This is a genomic window from Saprospiraceae bacterium, from assembly GCA_016714025.1.
In the GTDB taxonomy this organism is placed as follows: domain Bacteria; phylum Bacteroidota; class Bacteroidia; order Chitinophagales; family Saprospiraceae; genus Vicinibacter.
The window spans coordinates 694,095-709,185 of record JADJOB010000002.1 but is presented as its reverse complement, the minus strand read 5'-3'; the positions used below and the strand labels follow the sequence as shown (position 1 = coordinate 709,185).

Annotated in this window: 15 protein-coding genes; 5 read left to right on the top strand and 10 right to left on the bottom strand. The window is 34.9% G+C overall.

All coding sequences use genetic code 11. The features are described 5' to 3' along the window. Positions 1 to 3: 3 nt before the first annotated feature. A complete protein-coding gene (locus tag IPJ80_06195; protein ID MBK7913072.1) occupies positions 4 to 1,410 on the top strand; it encodes a hypothetical protein in 1,407 nt (468 codons plus the stop codon). Here the strand turns inward: IPJ80_06195 and IPJ80_06190 are convergent. From IPJ80_06190 to IPJ80_06170, 5 genes are all read right to left on the bottom strand, one after another. Continuing rightward, on the bottom strand, positions 1,404 to 1,961 hold the full coding sequence (locus IPJ80_06190) for a hypothetical protein (GenBank protein MBK7913071.1): 558 nt from the start codon (positions 1,959 to 1,961) through the stop codon (positions 1,404 to 1,406). The genes IPJ80_06195 and IPJ80_06190 overlap by 7 nt on opposite strands. A gap of 83 nt (positions 1,962 to 2,044) precedes the next feature. After that, a complete protein-coding gene (gene gldE, locus IPJ80_06185; GenBank protein ID MBK7913070.1) occupies positions 2,045 to 3,448 on the bottom strand; it encodes a gliding motility-associated protein GldE in 1,404 nt (467 codons plus the stop codon). Between the two features lie 16 nt (positions 3,449 to 3,464). Continuing rightward, a complete protein-coding gene (ssb, locus tag IPJ80_06180; protein ID MBK7913069.1) occupies positions 3,465 to 3,896 on the bottom strand; it encodes a single-stranded DNA-binding protein in 432 nt (143 codons plus the stop codon). A 3-nt stretch (positions 3,897 to 3,899) separates the two neighbouring features. Then, complete coding sequence (gene mutY / locus IPJ80_06175; GenBank protein MBK7913068.1) at positions 3,900 to 4,967, bottom strand: A/G-specific adenine glycosylase; 1,068 nt, start codon at positions 4,965 to 4,967, stop codon at positions 3,900 to 3,902. Positions 4,968 to 4,970: 3 nt separating this feature from the next. Further along, positions 4,971 to 6,128 carry a prolipoprotein diacylglyceryl transferase gene (locus tag IPJ80_06170; GenBank protein MBK7913067.1) on the bottom strand — a complete coding sequence of 386 codons (1,158 nt, stop codon included), beginning with the start codon at positions 6,126 to 6,128 and terminating at the stop codon, positions 4,971 to 4,973. A 93-nt stretch (positions 6,129 to 6,221) separates the two neighbouring features. Between IPJ80_06170 and IPJ80_06165 the strand changes: the two genes are divergently transcribed. Further along, positions 6,222 to 6,788 (top strand): outer membrane beta-barrel protein, encoded by a 567-nt coding sequence (locus tag IPJ80_06165; GenBank protein MBK7913066.1) that lies wholly within the window; start codon positions 6,222 to 6,224, stop codon positions 6,786 to 6,788. Here IPJ80_06165 and mtaB read toward each other — a convergent pair. Continuing rightward, positions 6,785 to 8,128, bottom strand: coding sequence for a tRNA (N(6)-L-threonylcarbamoyladenosine(37)-C(2))-methylthiotransferase MtaB (gene mtaB / locus IPJ80_06160; GenBank protein ID MBK7913065.1), 1,344 nt, complete (start codon positions 8,126 to 8,128; stop codon positions 6,785 to 6,787). The two genes, IPJ80_06165 and mtaB, sit on opposite strands and share 4 nt — an antisense overlap. Positions 8,129 to 8,289: 161 nt before the next feature. After that, positions 8,290 to 9,273, bottom strand: a complete 984-nt coding sequence (locus IPJ80_06155; GenBank protein ID MBK7913064.1) for a peptide-methionine (S)-S-oxide reductase — start codon at positions 9,271 to 9,273, stop codon at positions 8,290 to 8,292. Between the two features lie 87 nt (positions 9,274 to 9,360). On the opposite strand from IPJ80_06155, the gene IPJ80_06150 reads away from it, so the two are divergent. Both IPJ80_06150 and IPJ80_06145 read left to right on the top strand, forming a co-directional pair. After that, positions 9,361 to 9,966, top strand: a complete 606-nt coding sequence (locus IPJ80_06150; GenBank protein ID MBK7913063.1) for a sigma-70 family RNA polymerase sigma factor — start codon at positions 9,361 to 9,363, stop codon at positions 9,964 to 9,966. An 82-nt stretch (positions 9,967 to 10,048) separates the two neighbouring features. After that, positions 10,049 to 10,291, top strand: a complete 243-nt coding sequence (locus tag IPJ80_06145; GenBank protein ID MBK7913062.1) for a hypothetical protein — start codon at positions 10,049 to 10,051, stop codon at positions 10,289 to 10,291. Between the two features lie 24 nt (positions 10,292 to 10,315). Here IPJ80_06145 and IPJ80_06140 read toward each other — a convergent pair whose 3' ends face one another. After that, positions 10,316 to 11,308 (bottom strand): glycosyltransferase, encoded by a 993-nt coding sequence (locus IPJ80_06140; GenBank protein ID MBK7913061.1) that lies wholly within the window; start codon positions 11,306 to 11,308, stop codon positions 10,316 to 10,318. A gap of 252 nt (positions 11,309 to 11,560) precedes the next feature. After that, positions 11,561 to 11,956 carry a GNAT family N-acetyltransferase gene (locus tag IPJ80_06135; protein MBK7913060.1) on the bottom strand — a complete coding sequence of 132 codons (396 nt, stop codon included), beginning with the start codon at positions 11,954 to 11,956 and terminating at the stop codon, positions 11,561 to 11,563. Positions 11,957 to 12,182: 226 nt separating this feature from the next. On the opposite strand from IPJ80_06135, the gene prfA reads away from it, so the two are divergent. Further along, positions 12,183 to 13,250, top strand: a complete 1,068-nt coding sequence (gene prfA / locus IPJ80_06130) for a peptide chain release factor 1 (GenBank protein ID MBK7913059.1) — start codon at positions 12,183 to 12,185, stop codon at positions 13,248 to 13,250. 315 nt (positions 13,251 to 13,565) lie between these two features. On the opposite strand, the gene IPJ80_06125 is transcribed toward prfA, so the two are convergent. Beyond that, a complete protein-coding gene (locus tag IPJ80_06125) occupies positions 13,566 to 15,053 on the bottom strand; it encodes a T9SS type A sorting domain-containing protein (GenBank protein ID MBK7913058.1) in 1,488 nt (495 codons plus the stop codon). Between the last annotated feature and the right edge of the window lie 38 nt (positions 15,054 to 15,091).

Here is a 15,091-nt window from a genome sequence, read left to right as displayed (position 1 = left end):
TGGATGGATAAACTATTTCAAAAGAAACTTCAAAATTTTGAAATGCAGGTGAATCCGCACGTTTGGGAAACTATAGCCAAAAAACTCGATGAAGATAAACGCAGACCTCATTTATTGGGCAGCTGGTGGACGATCTTATTGTCTACTCTCATTGTTTTTATGGTTATTGGAGCCGGAACATATATCGTTACAAAGTGGTTGAAATTCCAAAAACAAGAACAGCAACGTAACAAGGATCTTCCAATGATTCCTGAAGCAGTTGATTATTCTTCTCTTGCGCTTTCTACAAACACAAATAAAGCTTCTCTAGAGATTAAAGATTTAAATCTTAATGAAAGGAAACAGATCAATACAAAGATAGCAGGTCAAACAAAAAGCATTTCTACAAGCAATTTCATTTCAGAAAATCATTCCGGACGTGTTGAACAGAATAAATTAACGAATCATGAAACGCCTTCAGGTTTGTCAAGTGAATCAGAGTCAAAATCCACCAATGTCAACACGCAAACAGAATCAGCCTATACTGCGCAAAATTTAACCGCATCAACAGATCCAGTCTTTTTAGAAACGCTAGTTTCGGGACCTAATAGTGCTGTTTATTCTGATCCAATTTTACAGGATTATAAAAAAAGTAGTGAAGAATCTTTAATTCCAAATACAGATAGCAAAGCGTCCAGTGTGCTGGATGGATGTAATGTTTATAAAAGCAGGAAACCACACTTTTTTATGGATGTTTACTTTTCACCTGAATTGGCAAACCGTACTTTAAGTACAAATGACCCTGCTTTAGTTAAATATGCTATTGAGCGATCGAACTCAGAAAAACCAATCATGTCTTATAGCATTGGAGTACGCGGATCTTTTGTAGCAGCCAATGGATTGACTTTCCGGGGCGGAATAGCTTATGCTAAAAATAAGGAACGTTTCGATTTTGTTAAAGAACGTCAAAAAATTACCAAAGAAATAAAGGACAAAGATGGAAATGTAGTAAGTACCCAGGTTGAAGAGAAAGTAATTCTTGATAAAATTTACAATCAATACAATTACCTGGATTTACCAATTACGATTGGTTTTGAAAAAGACCTGAAAGACTTTATTCTTTCTCTTAATGGTGGAATAGGTTTAAATCTTTGGTCAAGCCAAAGCGGTAAAATTTACAAGGAAGATATTAAAAATGTATATGACCTCAAAAATGGAGAAGAAGCGGGTGTTTCCTTCTTTAGAAAAAATGCAGGGTTTAGTTTAATAACCAGTGTTGGTTTAAATTATAAGTACAATGAGCGGATTCTATTATTGTTAGAACCATCCATGAGATATTATTTGCATTCATTATCAAATACTGAAAACCCAATCAGTCAAAAATATGTTTTCATTGGATTGAATATTGGATTGAGTTATAGAATTCAATAACGCCACTCAAAGGAATTTATAATAGTCATTAGGTCTTTTTTTACAAACTCGATGATTGGTTGCAGAGAATCTTGCCTGGTTTGTGCATTAAAATACAGTGATGCACGCAAGAAGTGCTTGGTTGAATCCGTAAGATAGAATTGAAAAGAAGAAGCAGTAGGCCCTTCCAAATTATAAAGCATTCCATTCACCTGTTTTGATTTGTGAATTGGAATTTCATCAATAAAGTTGGCTTTTACTTGATGCTCACGCGCGAGCTTATAGGAATCCTTTATGTATTTTGTTAATTCATCTGATTTGTTGATTGGAAGGTATGAACAGAAAATGGTTCCATTAAAAATTTCCATTTGTAAATTGAGCCAGCAATCGTTTAATGGCTTTTCACCAAAGAAGGATGTATCCTTTATTGGTTTAATATAAGATGCGTATTGAAATGTAAATGGGCAAAAAGGAGTTTCATAGTTAACCAGTGTAAATTCAGGAAAAGATATTTTTGGATACATCCGTGGCTTGGGAGTAAAAACGGATTCTTTACAGCTACTTAAAGCCATGAAATTCGCTAAATAAAAAAAGTAAAGTAAAATTTTGTGATTCATGTAATGGCTTATGTATCGAGCTATTTAAAATACTGTATTTATAGACTTACTTTAATTTGTTCGATGCGTCTTTTACTTACAGCAGTTACTTTAAATTTAATATTTTCTATTTCGATTTCTTGATCTTTTCGTGGCATTTCTCCCGATTGCTCTAATAGCAATCCGGCAATTGAATCTGAATTACCCCGAGCTTCCTCAAATCGATAAATATCGATGCCAATAACGCGACACATGTCATTGATCAAGGTTTTCCCGTCAAACAAATAGGTGTTTGGATCTATTTTTACAAAATTGAGTTCGTGCTGTTCATCAAATTCATCTTTAATTTCACCTACGATTTCTTCCATAATGTCTTCCAGGGTAACGATACCATTTGTGCCACCATATTCGTCAACCACAAAACCCATGTGAACGTGTTTTTCACGGAAGTCGTTTAAGGTATCATTAATTTTTCGAGACTCTGGTACATACAAAGTGTTGGTACGGATCAAGCTTTGCCATTCAAAATCATCGGATTCGTTTAGATGGCCGATAAGATCTTTAGCATATATAATTCCAGTAATTTGATCAAAATCTTCATTGTAAACCGGGAGTCTGGAAAATCCGCAATCGCGGACTATTTTCAGAACCGAGGCATAGTTTGAATTAAAGTCTAATCCATACACTTGTGTACGGGGTGTCATAATTTGTTTAGTAGAGACATCATTAAACTTAATAATCCCTTTTAGTATATCAACTTGCTTTTCGGAGTTTATATCCTGACTTACTGCTAAATCGATAGCTGTATCCAAATCTTCTTTGCTGGTTGTTTGCAAACCAACCTTTTTTTCCAATAATTTTTTTTCAACGCGATTTGTCATACCAACCATTACACGCGTTATTGGTGAAAAAATTATATCCAGCGTTCGCATGGGTAGTGCCAATAATAAAGAAAGACTTATAGGATTAAGCCTTCCATATATTTTAGGCATGACTTCGCCAAAAAACAAGATCAAGGTGGTTGAGCCAACTACGGCAATGCTAAAGTAGATGATGCTTCCAAGTTCATCAGGATTGGAAGATTGCAAATTGAAAACACTAATTGCATTCTGCGCCCAGATGGTACATTTGGATATCGGCAACCAAATAGCAAGTAATCGCTCTAAAACTAAAGCAATCCCAATATTTACAAAAGTGTTGCAGATTAAAATAAGGGCCAATAGTTTCTTGGTGTGATGCTTTAAATAGATTAATGCTTTTGAAGCTGGTGTATTTATTTCCTCAATTTCATCCATATCTTCATTTCGCAATGAAAACATAGCGATCTCTGTTCCAGAAAATATTCCTGAACAAAGCAATAAGATAACCAGCGTAAAGAGATAGCTTAACTCTCCAATGGGAATGAAAAGTAAAAGGCTTATTACAAAAGCAAATGGGGTCGAATAGTAAGGGTCAGCTTCCACGAATTGAACCTTTTAATTAAAAAGGTAAATCATCTTCTTCACTGTCAAGATGGTTGGTTGTAGTGGAGTCATATTTTTTTTCTTCAGTGTTGGTGGTTGGGTTAGTGTGTGTGTTTGCGGAATGGTCTCTTTTTTCAAGAATTTTTAAAACATCAGCAGTGATCTCAGTTGTGTAGTGATCTCTGCCTTCTTTGTCAACCCATTTTCTATGGGTTAATTTTCCTTCTACATATACGAGCATTCCTTTTTTCAGAATTTTAGCCCGTTCAGCCATTGAGCGCCACATGATGATTTCATGCCATTCAGTACTTTTTTGCCAGTTTCCGTTACGGTCTTTATAATTTTCGTTTGTAGCCAAAGTAAAATTTGCACGATTCACCCCGTTTTCTAAGGCGCGTATTTCAGGGTCTTTTCCTAAATTTCCAATTAAAGTAACTTTGTTTAACATGATTCAAGGCTTAATATAGGCGAATAATGGATCGGTAGCTTTTGGAAATGCAAAATTCACCAAGTTTTCTGGTTTAACAAAGGAAAACAAGGGCTTTATTTTGGGATTAAAGTCTACATTTTGAAGCAGGTAATAGTTTATTTTAAGGTCCTGGTGACTCAGTTTGTGCTTTTTTTGACCTAAATTGATCAATTTAAAATCAGGTTGAATTATGAGTCCGAGCTTCTGAATGAGTTGAACATCCGCTTTTTTAAAATGATGCTCTTGATTTGTTTCTATCATTGGAAATTCATAAAGATGTTTCCAAATGTCTGTTGCAGTACGTTTTCGGATTGGTATTTTGCCTTGTTTATTCTTAAACAGAAAGAAATGTAGATAACGTTCTTTTATTGTAATTTTTTTCTCTTTATAGGGATACTTTGAAATCGCATCTTGCATGTATGCTACGCAACTTTTATGAAACGGACAATTTTGACACAGCGGTTTCTGTGGAATACAAACCATTGCACCAAAGTTCATAATAGCCTGATTATATGAAGCAGGATTCTTAGAATCAATCAGGCTTTGAGCTAAATTTTGAAAGTATTTTTTACCAGAAGCATCGACAGCAGATTTATTGATTCCAAATACCCTGGAGAGTAATCGAATCACATTTCCATCTACTACCGCATAGGCTTGATTGTAAGCAAAACTACAGATCGCTGCGGCAGTATACATTCCAATTCCTTTAAGTTTCAGAATCTCCTGGTATTCTTTAGGAAACAGTCCCTGATGATGTGTTTGAATAATTTGTGCAGTGTGGTATAAATTTCGTGCTCGAGAATAATATCCAAGTCCTTTCCAATGATTTAAAACTTCATCTTCTGAAGATTTTGCTAAGTCTTGCAATGTTGGAAAGTGCAAAATGAAATTTTCATAAAATGGTTTTGCCTGTTCTGATCGGGTTTGCTGTAATATAATTTCTGATATCCAGATTTTGTACGGATCTCGTTCACCGATCCAGGGATAATTTCTTGGATTTTCAGTAGACCATTTGATTAATATTTTTGCAAAGGATCCGGATTTAATCATGTATCACGCAGGGATATTCTTTTTCCAGTAAAAGATAAATCCTCCAATACCCGTTAGCATAAGCCCAAGCGCAATAAATTGTGCCATAGAAAGATCAAAACCAATAATAGAATAACGCGGATTCACCCGGATAAATTCTATAAAAAATCGTTCAAAACCATTTAGAAAGCAGTATACAAAAAACAACAGGCCGGCACGATGCAGCTTGGTACGTAAGAGCCATAAAATTATAGTAATTATTCCTGCAAGAATAATTTCATATAAAGGTGTTGGAAATACTTTTGGGTATAACTCGCTGCAATAACGCCATTGGCAGGTTGGTATAGCAACACCTTCATTCAACACATTGTGTGCATAAGAATTAGCCCACCAGGAATCTGGAAAAATAAACCAATTCGGTTTGCTCAATTCATTTATAATTCCCCAATCGCCATCTCCAGAAAAATGACAACCCATTCTTCCAATACAGTAACCGATCATTAATGAAGGCGCAACCGCATCCATCATATGAATTGGACGAATACCGCGCTTAGCTACATAGCGGTAAACCATAATAAATGCAAGGATTAAACCACCATAAATCGTAAGGCCACTACCAGAAAAAAATTCACCAATCGGATCTTTGACAAAAGATTTCCAGTTTTCTAATACTGAAAATAATTTTGAGCCAATCAAACCATAAACAGCAGCAACAATTGTAATGTTTGTGAGCCGCTGGTGTGGATGTATAAATACTTCTGCAGTTTTTATTTTTTTATCTGTTTCTCCAGACATTTTATAAAAAAGATAGATAGCAGTAATCAGAAAAAGTACCAGACCAGTAGTAAAGTTTCCTTTTGTGGAAAAAATTATTGCTGCCGGATCCATCTTGAAAGGTTCAAAATGGCTGACGATATATCCAATTTTGTAAAAAATTACAAAATTGATAAAGGACTGTGTTAAAATGTCTTGCCAATCAATAGGTTTATACACAACAACGGTTTCCACCATTCCTGTGATAAGATTTTGTGCTTCCTTTCTTTTTAGCTCTAAGTATAGTAGCGAAGCACTTGCTATAAATGCTATTCCTAAAAAGAATCCAAAGGTTTTAATAACCGAAAACGCATTGTCGGGTTGCGTTCCAATCAGGCTATGAAGAATGTATGAAAAGTCAGGCCACATAATGTTAATTACAAATTATAAAAATTTATAATATATAAATATAATAATTATCTTTGTATGCATAAATGTAGGCTTTTTCTAATTTTTGACCTTATGATTAACCGATTTATATTCATTGGAATACTTATCCTCTTAAGTTTTGGGTCCTATTCTCAATCCGGAATGGTAGCTTCTGTAGGGGTCAGCATGGCTTTTTCAGACAATCCTGCTGTAAATAAGCCTAATGAAGTTATGAGTGGATGGCATGCCAGCCTTTCGGGTCGCTTTGGCAATCGAAATTTATTTTTACGTCCAGGTTTAGAATTACATAAAGTCAAGTTACAGTCTAAAGAAATGTTGGATCCATTTTCCAACTTACCGGCAGCGTATTTTCTTAAAATACCCTTGCAAATTGGATACAAATTGATCAATACCGAGGCTTTTAAACTGCGACTTATGGGAGGTGGCCAATTTAGTTATACAGCTTTTATTGAAGAAAACGAACTCGGATTGGACCACAACAGTATAAATGATGCAAGTTTTGGGGCACTGGTCGGTGCAGGAGTAGATTTTGGGCCTTTGGTGGTTGATTTCAATTTTGAAAAAGGTCTTACTGCATTATACCACGATACAGACTATAAAACGGACTATATTTTCGTAAGCATTGGGTTTTTCTTTTAAACCAATTCAGCGTAGAAACTAAGCTCTCTGCGTGGTTCATTTTTAATAGATCCCAATTTTACTGTTACCAATTGATTTACTTGAGCAAGTTCTTTATTTAAATGGATGCGTAAATAATTTTTTGAATAACCACTGATATATCCATTGTCAAGTTTATTTTCTACCAATAATTCTTGTTCACTTTGTTCGAACTTTAAATAATAGTTCAACTTTTTTTGATCCGATAAATTTCTTAATTTTTTTGATCGCAAGTGTCTGACTTCAGGACTTACTTTACCCATTTGTTCCAATGCTGCAGTATTAGGTCTTTCAGAGTATGTAAATACATGGAGATAACTTATATCCAATTTTTCAATAAAACTGTAAGTGTTATCGAAATGTCTTTCTGTTTCGCCAGGAAAGCCACAGATGAGATCAACACCAATGCAAGCATGTGGCATTTTAGATTTAATATAATTTACGCGATCTTCATATAATTCACGTTTATACCGTCTTTTCATCAAAGATAAAATTTCATTATCCCCTGATTGTAATGGCATGTGAAAATGAGGCATAAAATGTTTAGAACCCGCAACAAAATCTATCAATTCATAAGTACACAGATTCGGTTCAATAGATGAAATCCGAAACCGGATATCTCCTTCCAATTCATCTAAAGCTTGTACCAAATCAATAAACAAAGCTTGTTTTTTAGGTTTAATTCCTTCCAGTACCTCGGTGCCATTTCCAAAATCTCCAATATTTACACCAGTCAAAACGATTTCTTTAATCCCATGGGTTATTAATTCTGAAGCAGCTTTTACAATGGAAGGAATTTCTCCACTTCGGGAACGGCCTCTTGCAAGTGGAATGGTACAAAAACTACATTTATAATCACAACCGTCCTGAACTTTTAGAAAACTTCTCGTACGATCGTCAATTGAATGACCTGGAACAAATTGAGTAACTTCTTCAATAGAATGTTGATAAATTCCTGTGTGCGGAGAAGCTAAATCGTTTCTGTGAATATAATCCAGAATCCTAAATTTTTCTGTAGCTCCCAAAACCATGCTGACCCCGGGTATAGCAGAAATCTCCTCTGGTTTGAGTTGTGCATAACACCCAATTACTATAATCTGCGCCTCCGCATTTTGTCGAACAGCAGCGCGTACAGCCTTTCTACATTTCCGATCCGCTTCATCCGTTACCGAACAGGTATTGATAATATACAAATCACTTGGTGTATTAAAATCGACCTCCTGATAACCTGCTTGTTCAAATAGCTTTCCAATAGTAGAAGTTTCTGAAAAATTCAACTTACAACCCAGCGTATGAAATGCAACGGTACGATGTGTAGACATTTTGCAAAGATAATCTTTTGACTTTTTAGCTTGTATAGAAAGTAATAGACGGAAAGTCGATTGTCAGATGATAAAAAGGCTATAATCTAGAAATTCTAGAAACAGCAATCATTAATCCCTGGAATGCATTTGCTATCAACGAATTCCTAACAAGCATTCTATTATAGATTTTCCAATCCTTTTCCGATCTGATTTTTTAGTTTTGACTTGTCCTTGTCTTTAATTGAATTGTAATATTGGATTTGTTTAGGAGATAACATGGAATCATCTTTCAAGCCATTGCCTAGAACCGCATTCAATTTAGTGGCTTGCATAGCCGTCATAGGAACGTATTTGTAATCTGATTGATACAAATAATATTTTGTTTCTGGATCTTGTCTAAATGCACTTGGTTTTTTTATTGGAATGGAATTATTTTTTAAATTTTCATTTGTAAATAATCGATCGGCTGTGTTTTGTGATTTACCTATTTTAATTAATTCATCGAGCCCGATTTTAGATGGATCATATTGGATCGTCACAACTTCAGAACCACCCATAAAACCAGCATTTGTAGCGATGACTCCGTTTAACTTGCCAAATGTTTTTTCTCCAGACCAAAAGCAATACATTCCAAAGGTAGCCTGGGAGCTTCCAAATTGTTTTACCCTGAATTCTTGTTCTAGTAAATTTAAATAACCGGGAATTTTTATGCCGCAAACCACAAGGGCCGCGTTGATTTTTGAAACCAACCCAAATTCACTATAATCACCGGCCAATCGCCCAAGAATATCCTTAAAATTTTTATCTACAATTCGAATTACGGGATTGTTCCAGGATGCTTCTTGGAATAACTGAAGCGCTTCTTTATCTGGGCCATTTTTATTGTTATGGATGCAAACTGGAATAAAATACTGCTCTATGGCTTCCACAAGCAATGGATGGCTGAGTGGTCCGCTTCCATAATTTTTACACGTACTGCACCCTGGTACTTCCTGGAATAGGATTAATAGAGGTTTTCCGGATTCTTTAGCGAGTTCTTGTCCTTTTTTTAAGCTGCGAAGCCAATTGACTCGACCCAGTTCGATATCACCGGCTCTGGTAAACGTAGTTCCAAGTCCGAAGAAAAAGATTCCTAAAATGCTTATTTTAATAAATTGTGCCATAATCTTGAATAGAAGGCAAATTTCCGAATAAAATCCAGTCTTATCAAGCCCAAAGAATTTGTTTTCTTTGCAGATTGAAATTTTCGAATGCCGCAGCACAACAGTCCATTACACGAGCGTTTTGAAAAAGAGTTTCTACCCCATTTAGAAGCACTGCATTCTTTTGCCTTCCACTTGTGCTATAATGAAGAAGATGCAGATGATCTGGTTCAGGAGACCTTTCTTAAGGCATTTAGATTTATAGATAAGTTTGAAGAAGGAACTAATGCGAAGGCTTGGTTGTTTAAAATATTAAAGAACGCTTACATCAATCAATACCGGAAGGAGAGTAAACGTCCTGCCCGGGTAGATTATGAAGATGTAGCTGTTTATAATGAAGAAGAAGAAGGACAGGTCAGTGGTTATTATGACCTTAGGGAAGATGTTTTTGAGAAAATGATTGGAGATGAAGTTTCTACTGCATTGAATTTATTGCCGGAGGAATTTCGTACGGTCATTTTGCTTTGTGATATTGAAGGATTTAGTTACGAGGAAATTTCTAAAATTATTGACATTCCAATTGGCACGGTAAGATCCAGACTTTTTCGGGCCAGGAATATGTTGAAAGAAAAATTGGTGAAATATGCTTCGAGTATAGGTTATAAAGATTTGAGGGGAGATCGGTCTAAAGCTGAGGATGTCGTTGAAGATTGATCCTTAAGGTGTATGCTGCCTTTTTAACATGCTGCCTTAATCCCCTATTTTTTAGCTATTAATTTATTAAAAATGGTTTTTTATGAAAGATTTTTTGCGAAATGATTTAAACAAAAGAATCGCTCAATTTTTTGATCACCAAATGAATCAGGATGACGAACTTGAATTTTTAAAACAAATTCAATCAAATCCAGCAGGTCATCAAGCTTTTCTAAAAGAAAAATCTATTCGTGAAAAAATTAAAGAAAACCTATATAAACCCACCCGCAGCAATATCCTTGCAGATCAAATAAAGGATCGCATTAAAAAGTATCCGGGACAATAACATCCAAATTCATAGTAGTTTTTATTAGTCGTGCCATTCTAAAAATTTCTGTTTTTGTATTTCTTGTAAGATAGGTTGAGTTAAATTCAATTGTTGCCGATCCAATATCATTTTATACTTTTCCAAATACGCCAAACTCATTTTTCTACTGTTAAAAGTATTTAAGGCATATTCGTGACAGGCTTTGGAGGAATAATCGGATCCATTTAAAATTGCATCAGCCAATTCATTTTTTTGATTTGACAAATAACCAAATTCTTTTGGGATCAGTTCTGGCAACGAACCATAAGGAGTGCCAAATACCGGACAACCATAGTAAAGACTTTCTATTATTGCTAAACCAAAAGGTTCGTGCCACCTCACTGGGAAGATCAAACCTTTAGATCCATTTAATAGATTTGTTTTGAGCGTTCCTCCGACCATTCCATAAAATGAAATTCGAGGGGAGAAGGTAAATCGCAAACCCATTTTAAAATTAAATCGGTATCCACCCAATACTCTTAATGTTTCATTAGGAGTTGCTCGGATAACATCGATGGCTCCTTGTACATTTTTTATTCGCCAGGCAGCTTTTCCTAGGAAATGAAAATAGCTGCGCTCCTTTTTAAAATTTGGCAAAGGATAATCATTCCAATCCAAACCATTGTACACATAACAGGAGGATCCAAATCGGGCAGCATGATTTGATGAGACAAAAACGGTATTTGAATGCAATGGTTTTTGATCATTGGTATTACCATGCATGGTTATAAGCAAAGGAGATTTTATCTGGTCAATTTCTTCAGGATTAAAATGTAAATGGACCAGATCTGTATCTCTTGGAATTTGTTCTTGAATCGATTTCGATTTTTGTAAGGGTATTATTTTAGCAAAACTACAATATGAACCTTCGTGTGCCAGATATGAAATCGTGTGCCCCATTTGGCTAAGCTCCTTCCCGAGGTACCAAATCACTCGTTCCGTTCCTCCATATAAGTTGACGGGTATTTTAGAATCAATGGCTATTACTATTTTCAAATTGGTTTTTTTAATTCGCGATTTCTATTAATTATTTCGAACGTTGTCCTTAAATCTTCAAACATTGCTTAGTATTCGGTACAATTTTCATTTCTATTTTTCATTTTATTTGAGATAAATTCTAAATGTACAAGATGAAGAGTTTCTCAATATATTCTTGTTACGTGAGTTTCTAATTTATACTTTGATTTTATGTTTTTAATGGATCTGTTTAAATTGAGGGGTAACAATACAACTTCGGTTTAAATAATGTTAAAGAATTTTTTCAAAACAAACGCTGTTGTAAATATTTTCGTATTGGCCATAATTTGGAATTGTCGTGTAATTATTTTTTTTATATAAATTAATAGCCTCAGGTTGATTAATACCTGTTTCTAAAATGCATCGCTCGTATTTAAGTTCTTTAGCCCAGGATTCCAATTCAGATAGTATAGTTGAAGCGATTCCTTTACCCCGTTCGGATTCAAGGACAAACATTCTTTTGATTTCTACACTATTTTCATGATACTTTTTAAGAGCGCCGCAAGCAATCGCGCGTTCATTATAATATGCTACCACCACATGATCAAGTACTTTTAATGAATTGTATTGATGGTAAAAGGAGTGTAATTCACCATCTCGGATGACCAATTCTTTATCTAATGCCATGGTAAGATTTTGAAAATCTTTGTTGTCTGGAATGGTCCTTAAAATTGAGCATAGGATATTCAAAATGTTTTTGTTTTATTGCTTTACAAATTAAGTATTTTATTTTGGTTTCACATAATGTGATAAATATATCTTGTATGAAATTTCTAGCTTCATTGAATATGTGAATCAGTATGCATTTCAGCTATTCACAATTCCTTCTATCTTTGCGCTTTAGTAAAAAACCATGCTGTTAGATAAATTACATTCTATTTATGATCGCTACCAATATCTGGAGGAACGGATGTCTGATCCTTCTGTGGTGAGCAATATGGTTGAGTACAGTAAAATTAGCAAAGAGTATAAGGATTTAAAGGAAATTGTTGGTGTTTACCTTGTTTACAAAAAGAAATCTGAAGAATTTAAGCAAGCGAAGGAAATGCTTTCAGATCCTGAGTTTCGTGAAATGGCGCAATTGGAATTTGAACAGTTGAAGCCGGAGCTGGAGCAAATGGAAGAGGAATTGAAAATCCTGTTAATACCAAAAGACCCGGAAGATTCGAAAGATGTTATTTTAGAAATTCGTTCCGGAACAGGTGGGGACGAGGCTTCAATTTTTGCCGGTGACCTTTACCGAATGTATACGCGCTATTTTGAAACACACGGTCTTAAATATGAAATTCTCGATGTAAACGAAGGCAATGTAGGTGGTTATAATAAAGTAGTGATGGAGATTACAGGGGAAAATGTTTATGGCAAATTAAAATTTGAATCCGGAGCACATCGCGTTCAAAGGGTACCAAAGACCGAAGCACAAGGACGAGTCCATACTTCTGCTGCAACGGTTGTTGTTATGCCTAAGATGGAATTGGAAGAAGTTAATATCAATAAAGCTGATTTGCGTGTGGATACATTCCGAAGCAGTGGTGCTGGTGGGCAGCATGTCAATAAGACAGAATCGGGTGTTCGATTTACGCATATTCCATCCGGGATTGTTGCTGAGTCAATGGACAGCAGAAGCCAACACAAAAACAGGGAAATTGCCTTTAATAGGATGCTTCAAAAAATGCAAGATGCTCATGTTATGAGATATGAGAATGAAGTTGCTTCAAAACGACGCTCGTTGGTAGGATCAGGTGATCGGTCAGATAAAATCCGCACATACAATTATCCTCAAAACCGTGTTACAGATCATAGAATCAATTTGACCCTTTATAATCTCAATGATATCGTCAATGGCGATTTAGATGAAATCATACAGGCCCTTCAAGTTGCAGACCAGGCAGAAAGACTGAAAGGGGAAATGGAGGAATAGCTCTACAGCTATTAAGCTGATAAGCTGACAAGCGAATATGCTGATAAGGCAAATTGAGGAATGTAAAAATTGAAATGCTAGTTAGAATAGCTTTTATATATTTTTTATCTTAATAGCTAATAAGCTAAAAAGCTAAAGCTAATAAGCTGATAAGGCAAAGAGAGGAATGTAAAAATTGAAATGCTAATTAGAATAGCTTCAATATTTTTTTTACCTAAATAGCTTATCAGCTTAATAGCTAAATAGCTAAATAGCTAAATAGCTTATCAGCTTAATAGCTAAATAGCTAAATAGCTTATTAAGCTCATCTTTCAACTACATTTTTACAAATCTTAATAAGGTTTGCTTTCCTTCTAATTCGAATCGTAAATAATAAATCCCTGGTAATAGATTCGAATTATTTATTTCAATTCGGTTTTCTGTTGACTCTATTGGAACGGATTGGACGATCAGCCCCATTGCATTGTATAAATAGGCTTTCGTGTGAATTGTTTCATTAAATCGCACGATAAATTGATTAGAAGTCTGTGAATATTGATATTCAATTGGCTGTTCAATACTGTAGTTTAAATTCCAATTAGTGATTTGTGAAGGCGATTCTTGAAATTCTGCATCCTGATTTTGAAGTTCCTCCCGTTTGTGTTCTTCGCAACATACTCTGCCAATGCTCTTGGATGCTTTGCAGGCTTCATTTTCACAATCAGATACTACAAATTCATAAACGGTTTTACAATCTCCTTTCAGTGGACCAATGCGAATGGGCAATTGTGTATAGTTAAACGTTCCATAATTTACACCATTTCCTCGGACCTTAAAGCAAGAGGAGGTTCCGCTATATCTAAAATTGATTGTAACATAAAAATTTTTATTTTCATCGCAATCTGATTTATTAATTCTTAAATCGCGAATGCTGCACTGTTTTCGTTCGCAACAAACAATGCCTAAATTACCAGTTAACTGACAGCGCTCATCTTTGCAATCAACGATTTTAAATTCATAATTGGTTTTGCAATCGCCTTCAAGGGGTCCTATTTTAATTGGTAATTGATTGTATTGAAAAGTTCCATAATCTTTACCATTTCCTTTGACTTTAAAGCAGTCACTGGTGTTAGTATTTTTAAAGTTTATGAAAACGAAGAATTTTCCATTTTCATCACATTTGGTTTTTTCTAGTTTGAGTTCTGATAATTTACAAACTTTTTCACAGCAAACAATTCCCAATTCTTTGGTTAGATTGCATTCTTCATTTTCGCAATCTTGAGCTGTAAATTCATATTCTGTTTCACAATTAGCTTTTAGTCCGCAAATTTTTACAGGCAATTGAGAATAGCTAAAACGACCGTATTCATGGCCATTACCACGGAGTTTAAAACAAGAGGAATTTCCTACATGATTAAAATTAATAAATACACAAAAGTTTTGATCATCATCACATTCCGTTTTTTCAATGCGCATTTCTGATAACTCACAATCTACTTCACAGCATTCTTTTCCTAGAAAATATTCTAACCGGCAAGATTCAGTATGACAATCGCGAATTACAAATTCATATTCGGTGCGGCAATCTCCGCTGAGAGTTAATTTGACCGGTAGCTGATTGTATTTAAAATTACCATAATTTTTTCCATTGCCTTTAATTGTAAAGCATTCGCCAACGTCTTTATATTTAAAATTGATGGTAACCATAAACTTTTTTTCCGGGTTACAATCTGTTTTTTCAACTTGTAGATCCCAAAGTTCACAGGCACCAAAAAGACTGCCGGCAGAGATCAATGATAGAAGGAGAAAGTAAATAGTTTTCATAAGTTAATCTTTAATTGATGTGATATTATGACCCTATA

What these genes read in the sequence shown, in the direction of transcription:
- IPJ80_06170 (MBK7913067.1), bottom strand. Translation starts at nt 6,128, where the DNA reads ATGTGGCCTGACTTTTCATACATTCTTCATAGCCTGATTGGAACGCAA.
- IPJ80_06155 (MBK7913064.1), bottom strand. Translation starts at nt 9,273, where the DNA reads ATGGCACAATTTATTAAAATAAGCATTTTAGGAATCTTTTTCTTCGGA.
- ssb (MBK7913069.1), bottom strand. Translation starts at nt 3,896, where the DNA reads ATGTTAAACAAAGTTACTTTAATTGGAAATTTAGGAAAAGACCCTGAA.
- IPJ80_06135 (MBK7913060.1), bottom strand. Translation starts at nt 11,956, where the DNA reads ATGGCATTAGATAAAGAATTGGTCATCCGAGATGGTGAATTACACTCC.
- IPJ80_06190 (MBK7913071.1), bottom strand. Translation starts at nt 1,961, where the DNA reads ATGGCTTTAAGTAGCTGTAAAGAATCCGTTTTTACTCCCAAGCCACGG.
- IPJ80_06195 (MBK7913072.1), top strand. Translation starts at nt 4, where the DNA reads ATGGATAAACTATTTCAAAAGAAACTTCAAAATTTTGAAATGCAGGTG.
- IPJ80_06125 (MBK7913058.1), bottom strand. Translation starts at nt 15,053, where the DNA reads ATGAAAACTATTTACTTTCTCCTTCTATCATTGATCTCTGCCGGCAGT.
- IPJ80_06165 (MBK7913066.1), top strand. Translation starts at nt 6,222, where the DNA reads ATGATTAACCGATTTATATTCATTGGAATACTTATCCTCTTAAGTTTT.
- mtaB (MBK7913065.1), bottom strand. Translation starts at nt 8,128, where the DNA reads ATGTCTACACATCGTACCGTTGCATTTCATACGCTGGGTTGTAAGTTG.
- prfA (MBK7913059.1), top strand. Translation starts at nt 12,183, where the DNA reads ATGCTGTTAGATAAATTACATTCTATTTATGATCGCTACCAATATCTG.
- IPJ80_06145 (MBK7913062.1), top strand. Translation starts at nt 10,049, where the DNA reads ATGAAAGATTTTTTGCGAAATGATTTAAACAAAAGAATCGCTCAATTT.
- mutY (MBK7913068.1), bottom strand. Translation starts at nt 4,967, where the DNA reads ATGATTAAATCCGGATCCTTTGCAAAAATATTAATCAAATGGTCTACT.
- IPJ80_06150 (MBK7913063.1), top strand. Translation starts at nt 9,361, where the DNA reads ATGCCGCAGCACAACAGTCCATTACACGAGCGTTTTGAAAAAGAGTTT.